Origin of the sequence: Pseudomonas sp. TYF_14 (assembly GCF_043105275.1) — a bacterium.
In the GTDB taxonomy this organism is placed as follows: Bacteria; Pseudomonadota; Gammaproteobacteria; order Pseudomonadales; family Pseudomonadaceae; genus Aquipseudomonas; species Aquipseudomonas alloputida.
The window spans coordinates 99,359-113,995 of the sequence record NZ_JBICLK010000032.1 but is presented as its reverse complement, the minus strand read 5'-3'; the positions used below and the strand labels follow the sequence as shown (position 1 = coordinate 113,995).

At 63.5% G+C, this 14,637-nt stretch carries 11 protein-coding genes; 8 read left to right on the top strand and 3 right to left on the bottom strand.

Going from position 1 to position 14,637, the window contains the following annotated elements; genetic code table 11:
- Window positions 1-380: 380 nt before the first annotated feature.
- The 8 genes from glnE (at window position 381) to ACF8O8_RS09570 (ending at window position 10,415) form a co-directional block, all read left to right on the top strand.
- On the top strand, window positions 381-3,314 hold the full coding sequence (gene glnE / locus ACF8O8_RS09605) for a bifunctional [glutamate--ammonia ligase]-adenylyl-L-tyrosine phosphorylase/[glutamate--ammonia-ligase] adenylyltransferase (RefSeq protein ID WP_350298363.1): 2,934 nt from the start codon (window positions 381-383) through the stop codon (window positions 3,312-3,314).
- Window positions 3,315-3,454: 140 nt separating this feature from the next.
- A complete protein-coding gene (gene waaF, locus ACF8O8_RS09600; protein ID WP_010951695.1) occupies window positions 3,455-4,504 on the top strand; it encodes a lipopolysaccharide heptosyltransferase II in 1,050 nt (349 codons plus the stop codon).
- On the top strand, window positions 4,505-5,563 hold the full coding sequence (gene waaC / locus ACF8O8_RS09595) for a lipopolysaccharide heptosyltransferase I (protein ID WP_003255648.1): 1,059 nt from the start codon (window positions 4,505-4,507) through the stop codon (window positions 5,561-5,563). It abuts the gene before it with no gap.
- A complete protein-coding gene (locus ACF8O8_RS09590) occupies window positions 5,563-6,687 on the top strand; it encodes a glycosyltransferase family 4 protein (protein ID WP_010951696.1) in 1,125 nt (374 codons plus the stop codon). Before waaC ends, ACF8O8_RS09590 begins: the two co-directional genes overlap by 1 nt.
- Window positions 6,684-7,490 (top strand): lipopolysaccharide core heptose(I) kinase RfaP, encoded by an 807-nt coding sequence (gene rfaP, locus ACF8O8_RS09585; protein ID WP_010951697.1) that lies wholly within the window; start codon window positions 6,684-6,686, stop codon window positions 7,488-7,490. Before ACF8O8_RS09590 ends, rfaP begins: the two co-directional genes overlap by 4 nt.
- Window positions 7,490-8,224 carry a lipopolysaccharide kinase InaA family protein gene (locus ACF8O8_RS09580; RefSeq protein WP_010951698.1) on the top strand — a complete coding sequence of 245 codons (735 nt, stop codon included), beginning with the start codon at window positions 7,490-7,492 and terminating at the stop codon, window positions 8,222-8,224. The genes rfaP and ACF8O8_RS09580 overlap by 1 nt, the downstream gene beginning before the upstream one ends.
- Window positions 8,221-8,973 carry a lipopolysaccharide kinase InaA family protein gene (locus ACF8O8_RS09575; protein ID WP_003255640.1) on the top strand — a complete coding sequence of 251 codons (753 nt, stop codon included), beginning with the start codon at window positions 8,221-8,223 and terminating at the stop codon, window positions 8,971-8,973. Before ACF8O8_RS09580 ends, ACF8O8_RS09575 begins: the two co-directional genes overlap by 4 nt.
- Window positions 8,973-10,415, top strand: coding sequence for a lipopolysaccharide kinase InaA family protein (locus tag ACF8O8_RS09570; protein WP_392509594.1), 1,443 nt, complete (start codon window positions 8,973-8,975; stop codon window positions 10,413-10,415). Before ACF8O8_RS09575 ends, ACF8O8_RS09570 begins: the two co-directional genes overlap by 1 nt.
- Window positions 10,416-10,432: 17 nt before the next feature.
- On the opposite strand, the gene ACF8O8_RS09565 is transcribed toward ACF8O8_RS09570, so the two are convergent.
- From ACF8O8_RS09565 to ACF8O8_RS09555, 3 genes are all read right to left on the bottom strand, one after another.
- Window positions 10,433-13,219, bottom strand: coding sequence for a dermonecrotic toxin domain-containing protein (locus ACF8O8_RS09565; RefSeq protein WP_060489129.1), 2,787 nt, complete (start codon window positions 13,217-13,219; stop codon window positions 10,433-10,435).
- A 67-nt stretch (window positions 13,220-13,286) separates the two neighbouring features.
- Window positions 13,287-13,472 (bottom strand): hypothetical protein, encoded by a 186-nt coding sequence (locus tag ACF8O8_RS09560; RefSeq protein WP_019750253.1) that lies wholly within the window; start codon window positions 13,470-13,472, stop codon window positions 13,287-13,289.
- A complete protein-coding gene (locus ACF8O8_RS09555) occupies window positions 13,469-14,581 on the bottom strand; it encodes a PepSY-associated TM helix domain-containing protein (protein WP_392509593.1) in 1,113 nt (370 codons plus the stop codon). Before ACF8O8_RS09555 ends, ACF8O8_RS09560 begins: the two co-directional genes overlap by 4 nt.
- Window positions 14,582-14,637 lie beyond the last annotated feature (56 nt).

The following is a 14,637-nucleotide window of genomic DNA, read 5'->3' as shown; positions in this document are numbered from 1 at the left end:
TTGCTCCAGGGCGGAAAGGCAACCAGAATCGATTGCCTGAGATTGCGACTGGCCTTATGGGCAGACGTCGTGAATTCTTGGATTACCGGGGTGTCTTCCGGCGCGTTGTAGTTTTACTACATTTGCTTTCGCATTTCATGCTTTTACACGACACGAGTAGTAGTAAAACTACATTTGTGCGACGTTTGGTCGCACCTTGGCTTGTGAGGAAAAACGTTCATGTTGGTTGGCATTGTGTCGCGAACGGGTGGTTCTTGATGTTTGTTGCCAATTTTTCGTTTTTTTTAGCTATTTCCAACTTTTGTACGACAGTCCAACCGTGGTCCGGCTTCCCCTTGGCCGCTTTTTCCCCTCTATTTCACGCCGATCAAGGATAGACCATGCGCCTACCTTTGCCCTCCGATCTGCCTGCCACCTTGCAGCCGCTGGTCACTCGCAACCAGCAGTTCATCAGCGATGCCGTGGCCGGCCACCCCGAACTCGACCTGCAGGCCTGGAGCCCGCTGCACCGGCAGCAGTTCGATCAGGTGGCTGCTGCCAGTGAATTCGTGCTCAGTTTGGCCCAGCGCGAGCCCGCCATGCTGTTCGCCCTGCTGGCCAGCGGCGAGCTGGAGCGGCGTTACGCCCCGGGTGAGCTGCGCGGGCAAATCGCCGCAACAGCCCAGGCGGCACAGAGCGAGGACGAGCTGGCGCGCAATCTGCGCCGCGCGCGCAACCGCCAGCAGCTGCGCATTATCTGGCGCGACATTACCCGTCAGGCGGAACTTGGCGAAACCTGCCGTGACCTGTCGGACCTTGCCGATGCGGCCATCGACGAAGCCTACCAATGGCTGTACCCGCGCCATTGCCAGCAATTCGGCACGCCCATCGGCAACCGCAGCGGCCAGCCGCAGCACATGGTGGTGCTGGGCATGGGCAAGCTGGGAGCGGTAGAGCTTAACCTGTCGTCGGACATCGACCTGATCTTCGGTTTCCCCGAGGGCGGTGAAACCGAAGGGGTGAAGCGCTCGCTGGACAACCAGGAGTTCTTCACGCGCCTGGGCCAAAGGCTGATCAAGGCACTGGACCCGGTTACCGTCGACGGCTTTGTGTTCCGCGTTGACATGCGCCTGCGTCCCTATGGTTCGGCGGGTGCCCTGGTGCTCAGCTTCAATGCACTGGAGCAGTACTACCAGGACCAGGGCCGTGACTGGGAACGTTACGCGATGATCAAGGCGCGGGTGGTGGCCGGCGACCAGGCGGCCGGCGCGCAGTTGCAGGAGATGCTGCGCCCGTTCGTGTACCGCCGCTACCTGGACTTTTCCGCAATCGAAGCGCTGCGCACCATGAAGCAGCTGATCCAGCAGGAAGTGCGGCGCAAGGGCATGGCCGAGAACATCAAGCTGGGTGCCGGTGGTATTCGCGAAGTAGAGTTCATCGCCCAAGCCTTCCAGCTGATCCACGGCGGGCGTGACCTCAGCCTGCAGCAGCGGCCGTTGCTCAAGGTGCTGGCCACCCTGGAAGGCCAAGGCTACCTGCCGCCAGCAGTGGTGGCCGAGTTGCGCGAGGGTTATGAGTTCCTGCGGTACACCGAGCACGCGATCCAGGCCATTGCCGACCGCCAGACGCAAATGTTGCCGGAAGGTGAGACCGATCAGGCACGCGTGGCCTACGTGCTCGGTTTTGCCGACTGGCAGAGCTTCCACGACCAGTTGATGTACTGGCGTGGCCGTATCGACTGGCATTTCCGCCAGGTCATTGCCGACCCGGATGATGAAGACGGCGAAGGCGAACTGGTGGTGGGTGGCGAGTGGTCGCCGTTGTGGGAGCAGGCGCAGGATGAAGAAGCCGCTGGCCGGCAATTGCAAGAGGCTGGCTTCAAGCAACCCGCCGAAGCCTTGAGGCGCCTGGCCGGGCTGCGTTCCAGCCCGCAGTTGCGCTCGATGCAGCGCATCGGCCGTGAGCGACTTGACGCATTCATCCCACGGCTGCTGGCCCAGGCGGTGGAGCATGACAACCCCGACCTGGTGCTGGAGCGGGTGTTGCCATTGGTCGAGGCTGTGGCAAGGCGTTCTGCCTACCTGGTACTGCTGACCGAAAACCCCGGTGCCTTGCGCCGTTTGCTGACGCTGTGCGCCGCCAGCCCGTGGATTGCCGAGCAGATTGCCCTTTACCCGCTGCTGCTCGACGAACTGCTCAATGAGGGCCGCTTGTTCAGCCCGCCCTTGGCGCCAGAACTGGCCAGCGAGCTGCGCGAGCGCCTGACGCGCATCCCCGAGGACGACCTGGAGCAGCAGATGGAGGCGCTGCGCCATTTCAAGCTGGCCCACAGCCTGCGCGTGGCCGCCTCGGAAATCAGCGGCAACCTGCCGTTGATGAAAGTCAGCGACTACCTGACCTGGCTGGCTGAAGCCATCCTCGACCAGGTGCTGGCCCTGGCCTGGCGCCAGACCGTGGCCCGCCACGGCCAACCCAAGCGCAGCGACGGCAGCCTGTGCGACCCGGGTTTCATCATCATCGGTTACGGCAAGATGGGCGGCCTGGAGCTAGGCCACGGTTCGGACCTGGACCTGGTCTTCATCCATGACGGCGATCCGCAGGCGGAAACCGACGGTGCGAAGCCTATCGACAGCGCGCAGTTCTTCACGCGTCTGGGGCAGCGCATCATCCACCTGCTGACCACCCAGACCAACTCGGGCCAACTGTACGACGTGGATATGCGCCTGCGCCCGTCCGGCGCCTCGGGCCTGCTGGTAAGCTCGCTGGGCGCCTTCGAGCGCTACCAGCAGAACGAAGCCTGGACCTGGGAACACCAGGCGCTGGTGCGGGCCCGTGTGCTGGTGGGTTGCAAGCAGGTGGGGGCGGCATTCGAAGGTGTGCGCGCCAAGGTACTGGGCCAGGCCCGCGACCTGGAAAAGCTGCGCGGCGAGGTGAGTGAAATGCGCGCCAAGATGCGTGACAACCTCGGTACCAAGGCGACGGCTGCCGGTACCGCGGCGAACGCCTTCGACGCCGGTGTACCCTTCGATATCAAGCAGGATGCCGGCGGTATCGTCGATATCGAATTTATGGTGCAATACGCCGCTTTGGCCTGGTCCCATGACCATCCGGCCATACTTCGATGGACCGATAACATCCGCATTCTGGAAGAGCTGGAGCAGGCGAACTTGATGCCGGCCAGTGACGCGGTGCTGTTGCGTGAAGTGTACAAAGCGTTCCGCTCGGCCTCCCACCGCCAGGCCCTGCAGAAGGAGGCCGGGGTGATCGATGCGGCACAGTTTGCCGATGAACGCCGTGAAGTGCGGCGGATCTGGGGTGAACTGGGGCTGACTTGAGATCGATGGGCTGCAAAGCAGCCCCAAAGGCTCATGCCTCACCACCGGTGTTACACTGTCGGCCACATAGCCTGAATATAAAGAGGGGAGGCCAGGCTGTACCGCAGCCTGTAGCCTCCCCGAGCGTTTCTGGACTAAGCATGAGAATACTGATCATTGGCCCCAGCTGGGTCGGCGACATGGTGATGGCGCAGACCCTGTTCCAGTGCCTGAAACAGCAGCACCCCGACTGCGTGATCGACGTGCTGGCCCCTGAATGGAGCCGGCCGATCCTCGAGCGCATGCCTGAAGTGCGCCAGGCCTTGAGCTTCCCGCTCGGCCACGGCGCGCTGGAGCTGGCCACGCGGCGGCGCATCGGCAAGTCCCTGGCCGGCCAGTACGACCAGGCCATCCTGCTGCCCAACTCGCTCAAGTCGGCGCTGGTGCCCTTTTTTGCCGGCATTCCCAAACGCACCGGCTGGCGCGGTGAAATGCGCTTCGGCCTGCTGAACGATGTGCGCAAGCTGGACAAGGCCCGCTACCCGCTGATGATCGAGCGCTTCATGGCCCTGGCTTACGCACCCGGCGCCGAGCTGCCGCAGCCATACCCGCGCCCCAACCTGCAGATCGAAGCGCAAAGCCGTGACGCCGCCCTGGCCAAGTTCGGCCTGGAACTGGACCGTCCGGTGCTGGCGCTGTGCCCTGGCGCCGAGTTTGGCGAAGCCAAGCGCTGGCCGGCAGAGCACTATGCCGCTGTGGCCGATGCGATGATTCGCCAAGGCTGGCAAGTGTGGCTGTTTGGCTCGAAGAACGATCATCCGGTCGGTGAGCAGATCCGCGACCGGCTGATCCCGGGGCTCCGTGAAGAATCGTCCAATCTGGCCGGTGAGACCTCGCTGGCCGAGGCCATCGACCTGATGTCCTGCGCCCATGCCGTGGTGTCCAACGACTCCGGCCTGATGCACGTGGCCGCTGCGCTGAACCGTCCGTTGGTGGCGGTGTACGGCTCGACTTCACCCGGCTTCACCCCGCCGCTGGCCGAACAGGTGGAAGTGGTGCGCACCGGTATCGAGTGCAGCCCGTGCTTTGACCGCACCTGTCGCTTCGGCCATTACAATTGCCTGCGTCTGCTGGAACCGGGCAAAGTGATCGCCGCCCTGCACAGCCTCAGCGGGCCGGACCTGATCGATACCGTGGCCGAGGTCGACTAAGTGCGGGTACTGATCATCAAGACCTCGTCGCTGGGGGATGTAATCCACACCCTGCCGGCGCTTACCGATGCCGCCCATGCCATTCCCGGCATCCGTTTCGATTGGGTGGTGGAAGAAGGCTTCGCCGAAATCCCCAGTTGGCACCCCGCGGTCGACCAGGTCATCCCGGTGGCGATCCGTCGCTGGCGCAAGAACCTTTGGCAAACCATCAAGAGTGGCGAGTGGAAGGCGTTCAAGCAGCGCGTGCGCGAGCGCAAGTACGACCTTGTGATCGACGCCCAGGGCCTGGTCAAGTCGGCCTGGTTGACCCGTTACGTGAAGGCACCCGTAGCCGGCCTGGACCGCTACTCGGCGCGCGAAGGCTGGGCCAGCCGCTTCTACGACCGGCCTCTGTCGGTTGCCACCGGCCAGCACGCGGTGGAGCGGGTACGCCAACTGTTTGCCATGGCCCTGGCCTATGACCTGCCAGAAGGCATCGGCAACTACGGCCTGGACCTCGACCGCCTGCAACTGCCGCCGGCTGCGCCCTATGTGGTGTTCCTGCATGGCACCACCTGGGCGACCAAGCATTGGCCCGAAGCCTACTGGCGCGAACTGGCCGAGCGCATGGGCCGGCGCAAGCTGGAAGTGCGCCTGCCTTGGGGTAATCCGGCTGAGAAGGCGCGGGCCGAGCGAATTGCCCAAGGCTTGAACAACTGTCAGGTACTCCCCAAATTGAACCTTGCCGGCGTCGCTCGTGTTCTGGCGGCGGCAAAGGCCTGCGTGGCGGTCGATACCGGCCTTGGCCACCTGGCGGCGGCACTCGATGTGCCCACCCTTTCGCTGTTTGGCCCTACCAACCCGGGCCTGACTGGCGCCTACGGACGGACCCAGATTCACCAGGCCAGTGACTGGCCTTGCGCTCCCTGCCTGCAGAAGAAGTGCACCTACAAACCGAGCGCCGATGACCTGGCCCGGTTCGATCTGAAACGCGAGTGGCCGCTGTGCTTCACTCGCCTGAATCCCGAGCATGTGGCGAGCCGCTTGAGCGCGTTGCTGCTGGCTGAGGATGTCCGTTGATGCAACTGGCTTTCGTGCTTTACAAATATTTCCCCTTCGGCGGGCTGCAGCGCGATTTCATGCGCATTGCCCTGGAATGCCAGAAGCGGGGCCACCAGATCCGTGTGTATACGCTGATCTGGGAGGGTGACATTCCGCCGGGCTTCGAAGTGCTGGTGGCGCCGGTGAAGGCGATTTTCAACCACCGCCGCAACGAGAAGCTCAGCGCCTGGATGGCCGCCGACCTGGCCAAGCGCCCGGTCGACCGCCTGATCGGCTTCAACAAGATGCCAGGGCTGGACGTGTACTACGCCGCCGACGGCTGCTTCGAAGACAAGGCGCAGACCCTGCGCGGTGGGCTGTACCGCCGCTGGGGCCGCTACCGGCACTTTGCCGAGTACGAGCGTGCGGTGTTTGCCAAGGACGCCCATACCGAAGTGCTGATGATTTCCGAAGTGCAGCAGCCGCTGTTCATCAAGCATTACGGCACCCCGGTAGAACGTTTCCACCTCCTGCCGCCAGGCATTTCCCAGGATCGCCGTGCGCCGGCCAATGCCGCCGAGATCCGCGCTGAGTTCCGCAAGGAATTCAACCTGGGGGATGACGACCTGCTGCTGGTGCAGATTGGCTCAGGCTTCAAGACCAAAGGCGTGGACCGCAGCCTCAAGGCACTGGCTGCGCTGCCGTCAGCCCTGCGCAAACGCACCAGGCTGATGGTGATCGGCCAGGACGACCCCAAGGTATTCCAGCTGCAAAGCGCTACCCTGGGCTTGGGCGACCAGGTGCAGTTTCTCAAGGGCCGCAGCGACATCCCGCGCTTCCTGCTGGGCGCCGACCTGCTGATTCACCCGGCGTACAACGAGAATACCGGTACGGTGCTGCTCGAAGCGTTGGTCGCCGGCTTGCCGGTGCTGGTGTCCAAGGTGTGCGGTTATGCCCACTACATTGCCGAGGCCGACAGCGGCCTGGTGCTGGACGAGCCGTTCGAACAAGAGCAGCTCAACGGCTATCTGCAGCGCATGCTCGAAGACCCGCAGGCGCGTGCCAGCTGGTCGCGCAATGGCCTGGCATTTGCTGATAGCGCCGATCTGTACAGCATGCCGCAGCATGCTGCTGACGTGATCCTGGGGCAAAAAACCGCATGAAGCTGATATTGGCCGAACCCTTCAAACGCCTGTGGGCCGGGCGTGATGCCTTCGACGCCGTGGAGGCGCTGCAAGGCGAGGTCTATCGCGAGCTGGAAGGGCGCCGCACGCTGCGCACCGAAGTGGCTGGCGAGGGCTTTTTCGTCAAGATCCACCGTGGCATCGGCTGGGGCGAGATCTTCAAGAACCTGTTCACCGCCAAGTTGCCGGTGCTCGGGGCTGGCCAGGAATGGCGGGCGATCCAACGCCTGCATGAAGTGGGTGTGCCGACCATGACCGCAGTCGCCTACGGCGAGCGTGGCAGCAACCCGGCCGCGCAGCACTCGTTCATCATCACCGAAGAGCTGGCGCCGACCATCAGCCTGGAAGACTTCAGCATCGACTGGGTCAAACAGCCGCCCGAGCCGCGCCTGAAGCGTGCACTTATCGCCGAGGTGGCGAAGATGACCGGCGGCATGCACCGCGCCGGGGTCAACCACCGCGATTGCTACATCTGCCATTTCCTGTTGCACACCGACCGACCGGTGACGGCGGATGACTTCAAGCTGTCGGTGATCGACCTGCACCGCGCGCAAACCCGTGCCAGAATCAGCCGCCGCTGGCGCGACAAGGACCTGGCTGCGCTGTACTTTTCGGCCCTGGACATCGGCCTGACCCAACGCGACAAGCTGCGCTTCCTGCGTGGTTACTTCCAGCGTCCGCTGCGGCAGGTGCTGAAGGACGAAGCCGCGCTGCTCGCCTGGCTGGAGCGCAAGGCCCAGAAACTCTACGATCGCAAGCAACGCTATGGGGATGCACTCTGATGGCGAGTTGGACACTGGCGCCGGGGTACGAACACCTGGCGGCGGACTTCGGCAGCCTCGACGCGGTGTTCGCCCTCCAGGGCGAACGGCTGACCCGCGACCCGCTCAGTGAAGTGGTACGCATCGAGCGTGACGGGATCAACTACTACGTCAAGCGCTACACCGGGGCCGGCAAGCACATGCGCCGGTACCTGGGGCGGCCACGCATCAAGGCCGAATGGCAAAACCTCAAGCAGTTCGCCAAATGGGGTATCCCCACTGCCGAAGTCGTGGCCTGGGGCCTGGAGCGCAACGGCCTGGCCTTTGGCCGTGGCGCGATGATCACCCGTGAACTGCCGCACACCGAAGACCTGTCGGCCCTGGCCGAACACAACGATGCGCGCTTGGCCGACCGCGCCTGGGTCGACCATGTCAGTCGTCAGCTGGCGCGCCATACCCGGGTCATGCACGAACACCGCTTTGCCCATAACGACCTGAAGTGGCGCAACCTGCTGGTCGATGACCAAGGCACGCTATTCTTCATTGACTGCCCCACCGGCGACTTCTGGCGCGGTTTCATGTGGCGCCATCGGATGATCAAGGACCTGGCATGCCTGGACAAAGTGGCCAAATACCACCTGTCAGCTACCCAGCGCTTGCGCTTCTACCTGCAATACCGTGGCCGCGACCGGCTGAATGTGCGTGACAAGAAGCGCATTCATCGGGTACTGGGCTTTTTCGAGGGAAGGGAATGACCGATTACCTGGCCAGCGCGGACCTCGCGCTGCTCAAGCGCCATGGCCTGGACAACTTCGAGGCGCTGTGGGCGCTGCAACTTGATGCTGTGGACGAGCCCAACACCGGCCGTGGTGGCTGGAGCAGCGTCTTCCGTCTGGAACTCGAAGGCAAGGGCTACTACCTCAAGCGCCAGAGCGACTACCTGACCCGTACCTTGCACCGGCCGTTCGGCGAGCCCACCTTCGCCCGCGAATTCCGCAACATCAGTCGCTACCAGAAGCTGCGCATTCCGGCATTGCAGGCGGTGTTCTACGGCGAGCGCAAGCAGGGCGGCAAGCACCGGGCCATCCTGATGACCCGCGCTCTGGACGAGTGGGCCGACCTCGACAGCCTGCTGGCGCAGTGGCCGCGGTTGGGTGAAGCCGAGCGCACTGGCATCCTGCAGGCCTGCGGTCAGCTGGCGCGTACCCTGCACAGCGCCGGCCAGGTGCATGGCTGCTTCTACCCCAAGCACATTTTCCTGCGTCAACGCCGCGAGGGTTGGGACGCGCAATTGATCGACCTGGAAAAGACCCGGCCGCTGCTGTTCGGCATGCGTGACCGCCTCAAGGACCTGGAACCGCTGCTGCGCCGCGCGCAGGCCTGGCGCGTGCAGGATGTACGTACTTTGCTGGCTACCTACCTGGGGCAGCCGGCTGACGGCGCGCTGGTCGACACCTGGCTGCAACGGCTGACGCAACGCCGTCGTGAAAAAGAGGCCCGCTGATGCGTTTGTCTGAACTGAAGGATGCCGGGCGCAGCCCGGCGCTGCCCCTGAGTATCACGTTGGTTGATGCCGCCGGCAGCGCCGACTTGCAATTGCTCAGCCTGCTGCGCGTGCTGCCGGGCCAGCGTTATGTGGGCGCTGGTGTCTGGCGTGGCACACCGGTGCTGGCGAAGTTGCTGGTCGGGGGTAACGCCGCGCGGCATTTCCAGCGCGAACTGCAGGGTGTGAAGTTGCTGGCCGAACAAGGCCTGACCACACCGACGCTATTGGCCGACGGCCTCAAGGAAGGCGAGGGCGGCTGGCTGCTGTTCGAGTTCCTTGACGGTGCCCAAAGCCTGGCCGATGCCTGGGCCGCAGTGGAAAACCTGCCAGTGTTGGCGGACGAGCAGCACCTGGTACTGGGCGAAGCGCTCACGGCTGTGGCGCACATGCACGCCCGAGGCCTTTGGCAGGAAGACCTGCACCTGGACAACCTGCTGCGCCATGCCGGCAAGCTGTACCTGATCGACGGTGCGGGCATAAAGGCGGAAACACCTGGTCAGCAGTTGTCGCGTCCACGCGTGCTGGAAAACCTCGGGGTGTTCTTCGCCCAGTTGCCCAAGCGCCTGGAGCCGTTCATCGAAGAGCTGCTGGTGCATTACCTGCTGGCCAATGCCGAGCATGCCTTGCCGCTGGAAGCGCTGCAGAAACAGGTGGACAAGGTGCGCAACTGGCGCCAGAGGGACTATCTGGACAAGGCTGGCCGCGAGTGCAGCCTGTTCAGCGTCCAGCGCACCCTCTCGGGCTTGCAGGCGATCCGCCGCAGTGAGGTCGAGGCCATGCAGCCTGTACTGGAGCAGGCCGATGCGCTGATCGACAAGGGCCATTTGTACAAGACCGGTGGCGCTGCCAGCGTGGCGCGCATCGAGGTCAATGGTCGCCAGTTGGTGATCAAGCGCTACAACATCAAGAACACCGCACATTGGTTCAAGCGCTTCTGGCGCCCGAGCCGGGCCTGGCATTCCTGGATTGAAGGCCACCGCCTGGAATTCCTCGACATCGCCACCCCACGCCCCCTCGCGGTGCTGGAACAGCGAGTGCTGGGCCTGCGCAGCCGTGCTTACCTGGTCACCGAGTATGTCGACGGCCCGGACCTGACGGCATGCTTCGCGCCCCACGTCGAAAGCGGCGATGCGCCCGAGGAGCAGGTGGATGCCTTGGTGCACGTGATGCAGCAGCTGATTCGCGAACGCATCAGCCACGGCGACTTCAAAGGCCATAACCTGTTCTGGCACAACGGCCAGTGGTCGCTGATCGACCTCGATGCCATGTGCCAGCACGCCACCCAGCTCAGCTTCGCCCCGGCCTATGCCCGTGACCGGGCACGGCTGCTGCGCAACTGGCCCACTGGCAGTGCCTTGCATCAGCGGCTGGACCGGCTGTTGCCAAAACTGGTCGACTGAGGCCGCCGGCTCCGCTGTCAGTGGGCCGGCGGTGGTTGATCTGGCAGTGTCAGCCAGTCACTGCTGCGCCCTGCCTGGCGAACGCGTATCAGCCACTGGCCGTTTTCGTGGCGCAGCACCGCCCACGGCACCACCCCGGCGTTGCTGGCAACGGCAATCTCCAAGTGGTAATGATCCGGTAGCAGGTGGCGGCGCACAGGCAACTGCCCGTTCTCGAGTGCCAGGTACAGCTGATCGTCAGCCTGAAAAAGCCCTTGTTCGATGTTTACCGGCAGGCCGGCCACAGGCGTTTGTAGATAGCAGTCCTGCAGTAATTGCTTCAGGTCGGGCAGCCCGTCGTACCAGAGCACCGGTGAGTCGATGACCCACTGCCCGTCGGCTTTGCGCTTGAGCGGTTGCTGCAGATAGGCATCTGGCTGGTCAGGGTCAATGGCTCGCCAGCGGTAGCCGTCGAAGCTGACCTGGTAGTAGCGGTTGTCGCTGTCCTTGACGAAATACAGCGACAGCCCACCAAACGCCGAGCTTTGCTCGTATACACCCTCACCGTAGATACCGTCTATGCGATACCGGAGGCTGCTGCTGTCCGGTTGCGCCTGGAAGCGTGCGGGCAGTGGCAGTGGCGGTTGTTTGGGTATTCCGCGCAGGGACCGGCGTAGCAATCTGGAACCGAGAAAACTGGTACCTGCATCGTTGAGGTGGCTAAGCGCCTGATAGGAATGCCGCATCACCCCTTCGACATCCTCTTGGTTGAAGGCCTCGATGCCGTCCAGGATATCGATTGCCATGCGGCCAATCGACAGCACCAGCAACGCGCGGTTGGGCAGCAGCAGGCTGATGAAATCCAGCAAACGCCAGCTCAGCGCCATGACCGACTCCGCATTCACTTCCCTGGTCGTCATGCTGTCGGCGTCGGCCTGGGCGATCAGCGCCCGGGCCTCGGCCATGTAGTAGTCGAAGAAAAGGTCGTCTTTGACCTCGGGCGTGGTCAAATGCGTGCTCAGGCGCCCCTTGTCCAGCAACCGCTGCACCGTGGCGACAGGCAGCAATGGCAGGCGCTGGGCTACGTACGCTCTCAACGTGGGCTGTTGGCGCAATGTGCGAAGCAGTTCGCGGGTTGTTCGAAAACGGCGCCAGGCCCTGCGGTCCGGGGCATCCGGGGTGTATAGCACGCATGCCGGAGACTTGTAGGGGAGGCTGTTGAGCAGAAGCACGCCCTGCAGGGTATGGCCCATGATGTTCAACTGCCGAACAGTGACCGGGTAGCCTGCTACTGGCGCACGCAAGGCATTGTGTGGTTGGTCCAACACTGCGCGCACCCAGTTGTAGCCATGTTCGAAAGGGTCTTCGCCAAAGTGTCCGGCGTAGCGCGCCTTGACTGCTTCAGCGTGCATGCGTGCACGGTTGACCTTGCTGTGCGCAGTCAGGCGCCATTTGCCTGCTCTGGAACTGATGAGTTGGGTGTGCAGGTACTTTGCGTAGCTGTCACCCACGTTCAGTTCCCGGACCATGTGCTTGACATACTGCGGCGTGAGCCCGGCGGGCATGGCTTTGCCGTGGGCATGGATCACCCGGGCAGTCAGCCAGTAGTCGGTATCGAACCACGGCAAGTTCTTGAGGGCGATCTCTTCGAGGGTGTTGATTTCCTCGACCATCTCCACCATCTCGTGGCCCACGCGTCGCATGCCTGCATAGGTGACATAGGATGAGAGGGCGAAGGGATGCATGATGGCGCCCGTGCGGCGGGCGCGTACGACCACGATCTTGATCTCGCGAGGATCTGTTTCGTACCCCAGGTCATGGCTCAGGCGCTCGCGAAGGCGTGCGTTGGCCCAGGCCAGCAGGCTATTGCGTTGCTTGAAGTCGTCAAGGCTCAGCACTCCCGGGGCAGCAGCCTGCTCGGCGATTGCCACCAGCGTTTGCATGGCCTGCATCATATGGCTCAGGCCTTGCGCAGATGTATTGCGCAGCCAGTTGGGCAGGTGCTTCTCAAGCAATTGGGAGTAGCGTGTTTGCAGGATGGGTTTGGCGCCGACTTCGTGCCATAGCGCCAGGGCTTTATGTATTTGGATGTGCTGGTCGGGTGAGGCGTTGCTCCACAAGCCGGTGTCACTCAAGCGTTGGCGTTGGGCTTCTATCGCACTGTCGATCTGGGCCTCCAGCAGGTTATCGGCGTACCAGTCATAGCGCAGACGCTTTGACCGGCGAGCGCGGTCCGCCTGCGTGTCAGTGTACAGATGCAGCAGCGGTCTGCTCTGGAGTGGGTCTTCCAGGCGTTCGCAAAGCTCCTGGTGCAGTGCGCCCAGTGAGTCGAAAGCCTCGATGCCTTGTGACAGGCTGCACAGCAAGGCAGCGCCTGCGGCATCCTGAGGCGTGAGCATAGGGCCTTCGGCGGTACCGGCAACGATGATCAGTGTGCCTGGCAGGTAGCTTCGCCAGTTGGGCCGTAGGCCTTCCAGCAGAACGCGGTAGACCTGTGGCCTTTTGGCCAGGGGCATATGCCTGCGCTGGGAGGGTAGTGGCAGGTGCAGGCAGGCCCATAGTTGATCGGCTGAGCGGTAGCCCAAGGTCTCGTCGCCCAGGCGCAGTTCAACCTCGGCCAGCATCAGCGCCTTGCGCAGTGCCAGCAGCTTTTGTCTGGGGGTTTCACCATGCTCATCGGCCGTGGTCCAGAAGCTGGCCAGTTCACCGTGCAGCCAGGTGCGTGTGTCGGGGTTGATGGGTTGTTGAAGGTCGAGGGTCGGAAGGCCGTCGAGCAGGTCACCGATCTGTCGGTCGATCTGTTCCAGTTGTTCGAGGGGGCGCATTGGGCGGGTCCTTGGTTGAGGAAAACCCCATGCTTGGCAATACCTGCGGTTGCGGGGTGGTAGCGGGCTAGCGCCCCCGACGCCAGAGCAGCCCGCGCAGGCTCAGCAGGGCCGGCAGGCCCAGGCCGGCCCAGGCCAGAACGTCCCAGCCACCGTCGCCGAGCAGCGCAGCGAACAGGCCCAGGAAGCCAAGCAGGGCAATCAACACTGGCCAGGCGAAGAGGCGCGCAGTGGGTTGCGACCTGTGGCTCATGCGCGTGCCTCCCTGGGTTTGCGCTGTTTGCTCCACCACAGGTAGAGGCCGCTGCCGAGCACGATGATTGTCAGCACGTCCAGTAACGCCCAGAGGATCTGCATCGGTCGCCCGCCGTAATCGCCGAAATGCAGTGGCTGCGACAGGCCCATGGCATCCATGTACCAGGGACGGTCGCCTACGGCAGTCACTTCAAGGGTGCGAGCATCGATCAGTACCGGCGTGAACAGGTGCGAACTCAGGTGTGTGGCACCGTTCATGAATACCGCATAGTGGTGCTCACTGGAGAAACGCGTGCCTGGAAACGCGATGAAGTCCGGGCGCATGCCCGGCGCGGCCTGTTCGGCAATGTCCAGCAGGCGAGTGGCTGGAGCGCGCTCGACGAGCGGCGGGGCGTCGCGGTAGGGGGCAACCATCGCAGCCAGGCTGTCGTTGCGCCAGGCCGCAATGACCAGGTCGGACAGGGCGCTGATTACCCCGGTCACGCTCACCGTCAATGCCCAGGCCAGGGTGACCACGCCGATCAGGTTGTGCAGGTCGAGCCAGCGCAGGCGGCGGGATTTCTTGTGGCGTACGGTGCCGAATTCCAGGCGGCGCATGAACGGCGCATAGAGCACGGTGCCGGAGACAATCGCGACAATGAACAATACGCCCATGAAGGCCAGCAGCAGCTTGCCCGGCAGGCCTGCGAACATGTCCACATGCAGGCGCAGCATCACCATCATGAATCCACCATTGGCGGCCGGCATGGCCACCGCCTCGCCGGTGCGTGCATCGAGCATGAAGGTGTGCGACAGGTTGGGGTCGGTGCCGGCGGTGGCGGCGGTAATGGCGACCACGCCGTTGGGGTCGTCTTCATCGTAGCCGAAGTACTGCATGACCTCGCCGGGGCGATGTTGTTCGGCCTTGAGCACCAGTTGCTGCAGGTCGAGGTGCGGGGTGCCTGCCGGCATTTCACGCAGTTCAGGGGCGTCGCCTAGCAGGTGTTCGAGTTCGTGGTGGAAGATAAGGGGCAGGCCGGTGACTGCCAGCAACAGCAGGAACAGGGTACAGACCAGGCTGCTCCAGGTGTGGATCAAGGACCAGCGGCGGATGGTGGGGCTCTTCATCACGGTACCGATTGTTGTCGGTTGGAACCCGGGGCCGCAAGGCGGCCCCAGCTCAC

Coding starts and splice junctions, on each gene's coding strand:
- glnE (WP_350298363.1), top strand. CDS start 381: ATGCGCCTACCTTTGCCCTCCGATCTGCCTGCCACCTTGCAGCCGCTG.
- waaF (WP_010951695.1), top strand. CDS start 3,455: ATGAGAATACTGATCATTGGCCCCAGCTGGGTCGGCGACATGGTGATG.
- ACF8O8_RS09590 (WP_010951696.1), top strand. CDS start 5,563: ATGCAACTGGCTTTCGTGCTTTACAAATATTTCCCCTTCGGCGGGCTG.
- rfaP (WP_010951697.1), top strand. CDS start 6,684: ATGAAGCTGATATTGGCCGAACCCTTCAAACGCCTGTGGGCCGGGCGT.
- ACF8O8_RS09580 (WP_010951698.1), top strand. CDS start 7,490: ATGGCGAGTTGGACACTGGCGCCGGGGTACGAACACCTGGCGGCGGAC.
- ACF8O8_RS09575 (WP_003255640.1), top strand. CDS start 8,221: ATGACCGATTACCTGGCCAGCGCGGACCTCGCGCTGCTCAAGCGCCAT.
- ACF8O8_RS09570 (WP_392509594.1), top strand. CDS start 8,973: ATGCGTTTGTCTGAACTGAAGGATGCCGGGCGCAGCCCGGCGCTGCCC.
- ACF8O8_RS09565 (WP_060489129.1), bottom strand. CDS start 13,219: ATGCGCCCCCTCGAACAACTGGAACAGATCGACCGACAGATCGGTGAC.
- ACF8O8_RS09560 (WP_019750253.1), bottom strand. CDS start 13,472: ATGAGCCACAGGTCGCAACCCACTGCGCGCCTCTTCGCCTGGCCAGTG.
- ACF8O8_RS09555 (WP_392509593.1), bottom strand. CDS start 14,581: ATGAAGAGCCCCACCATCCGCCGCTGGTCCTTGATCCACACCTGGAGC.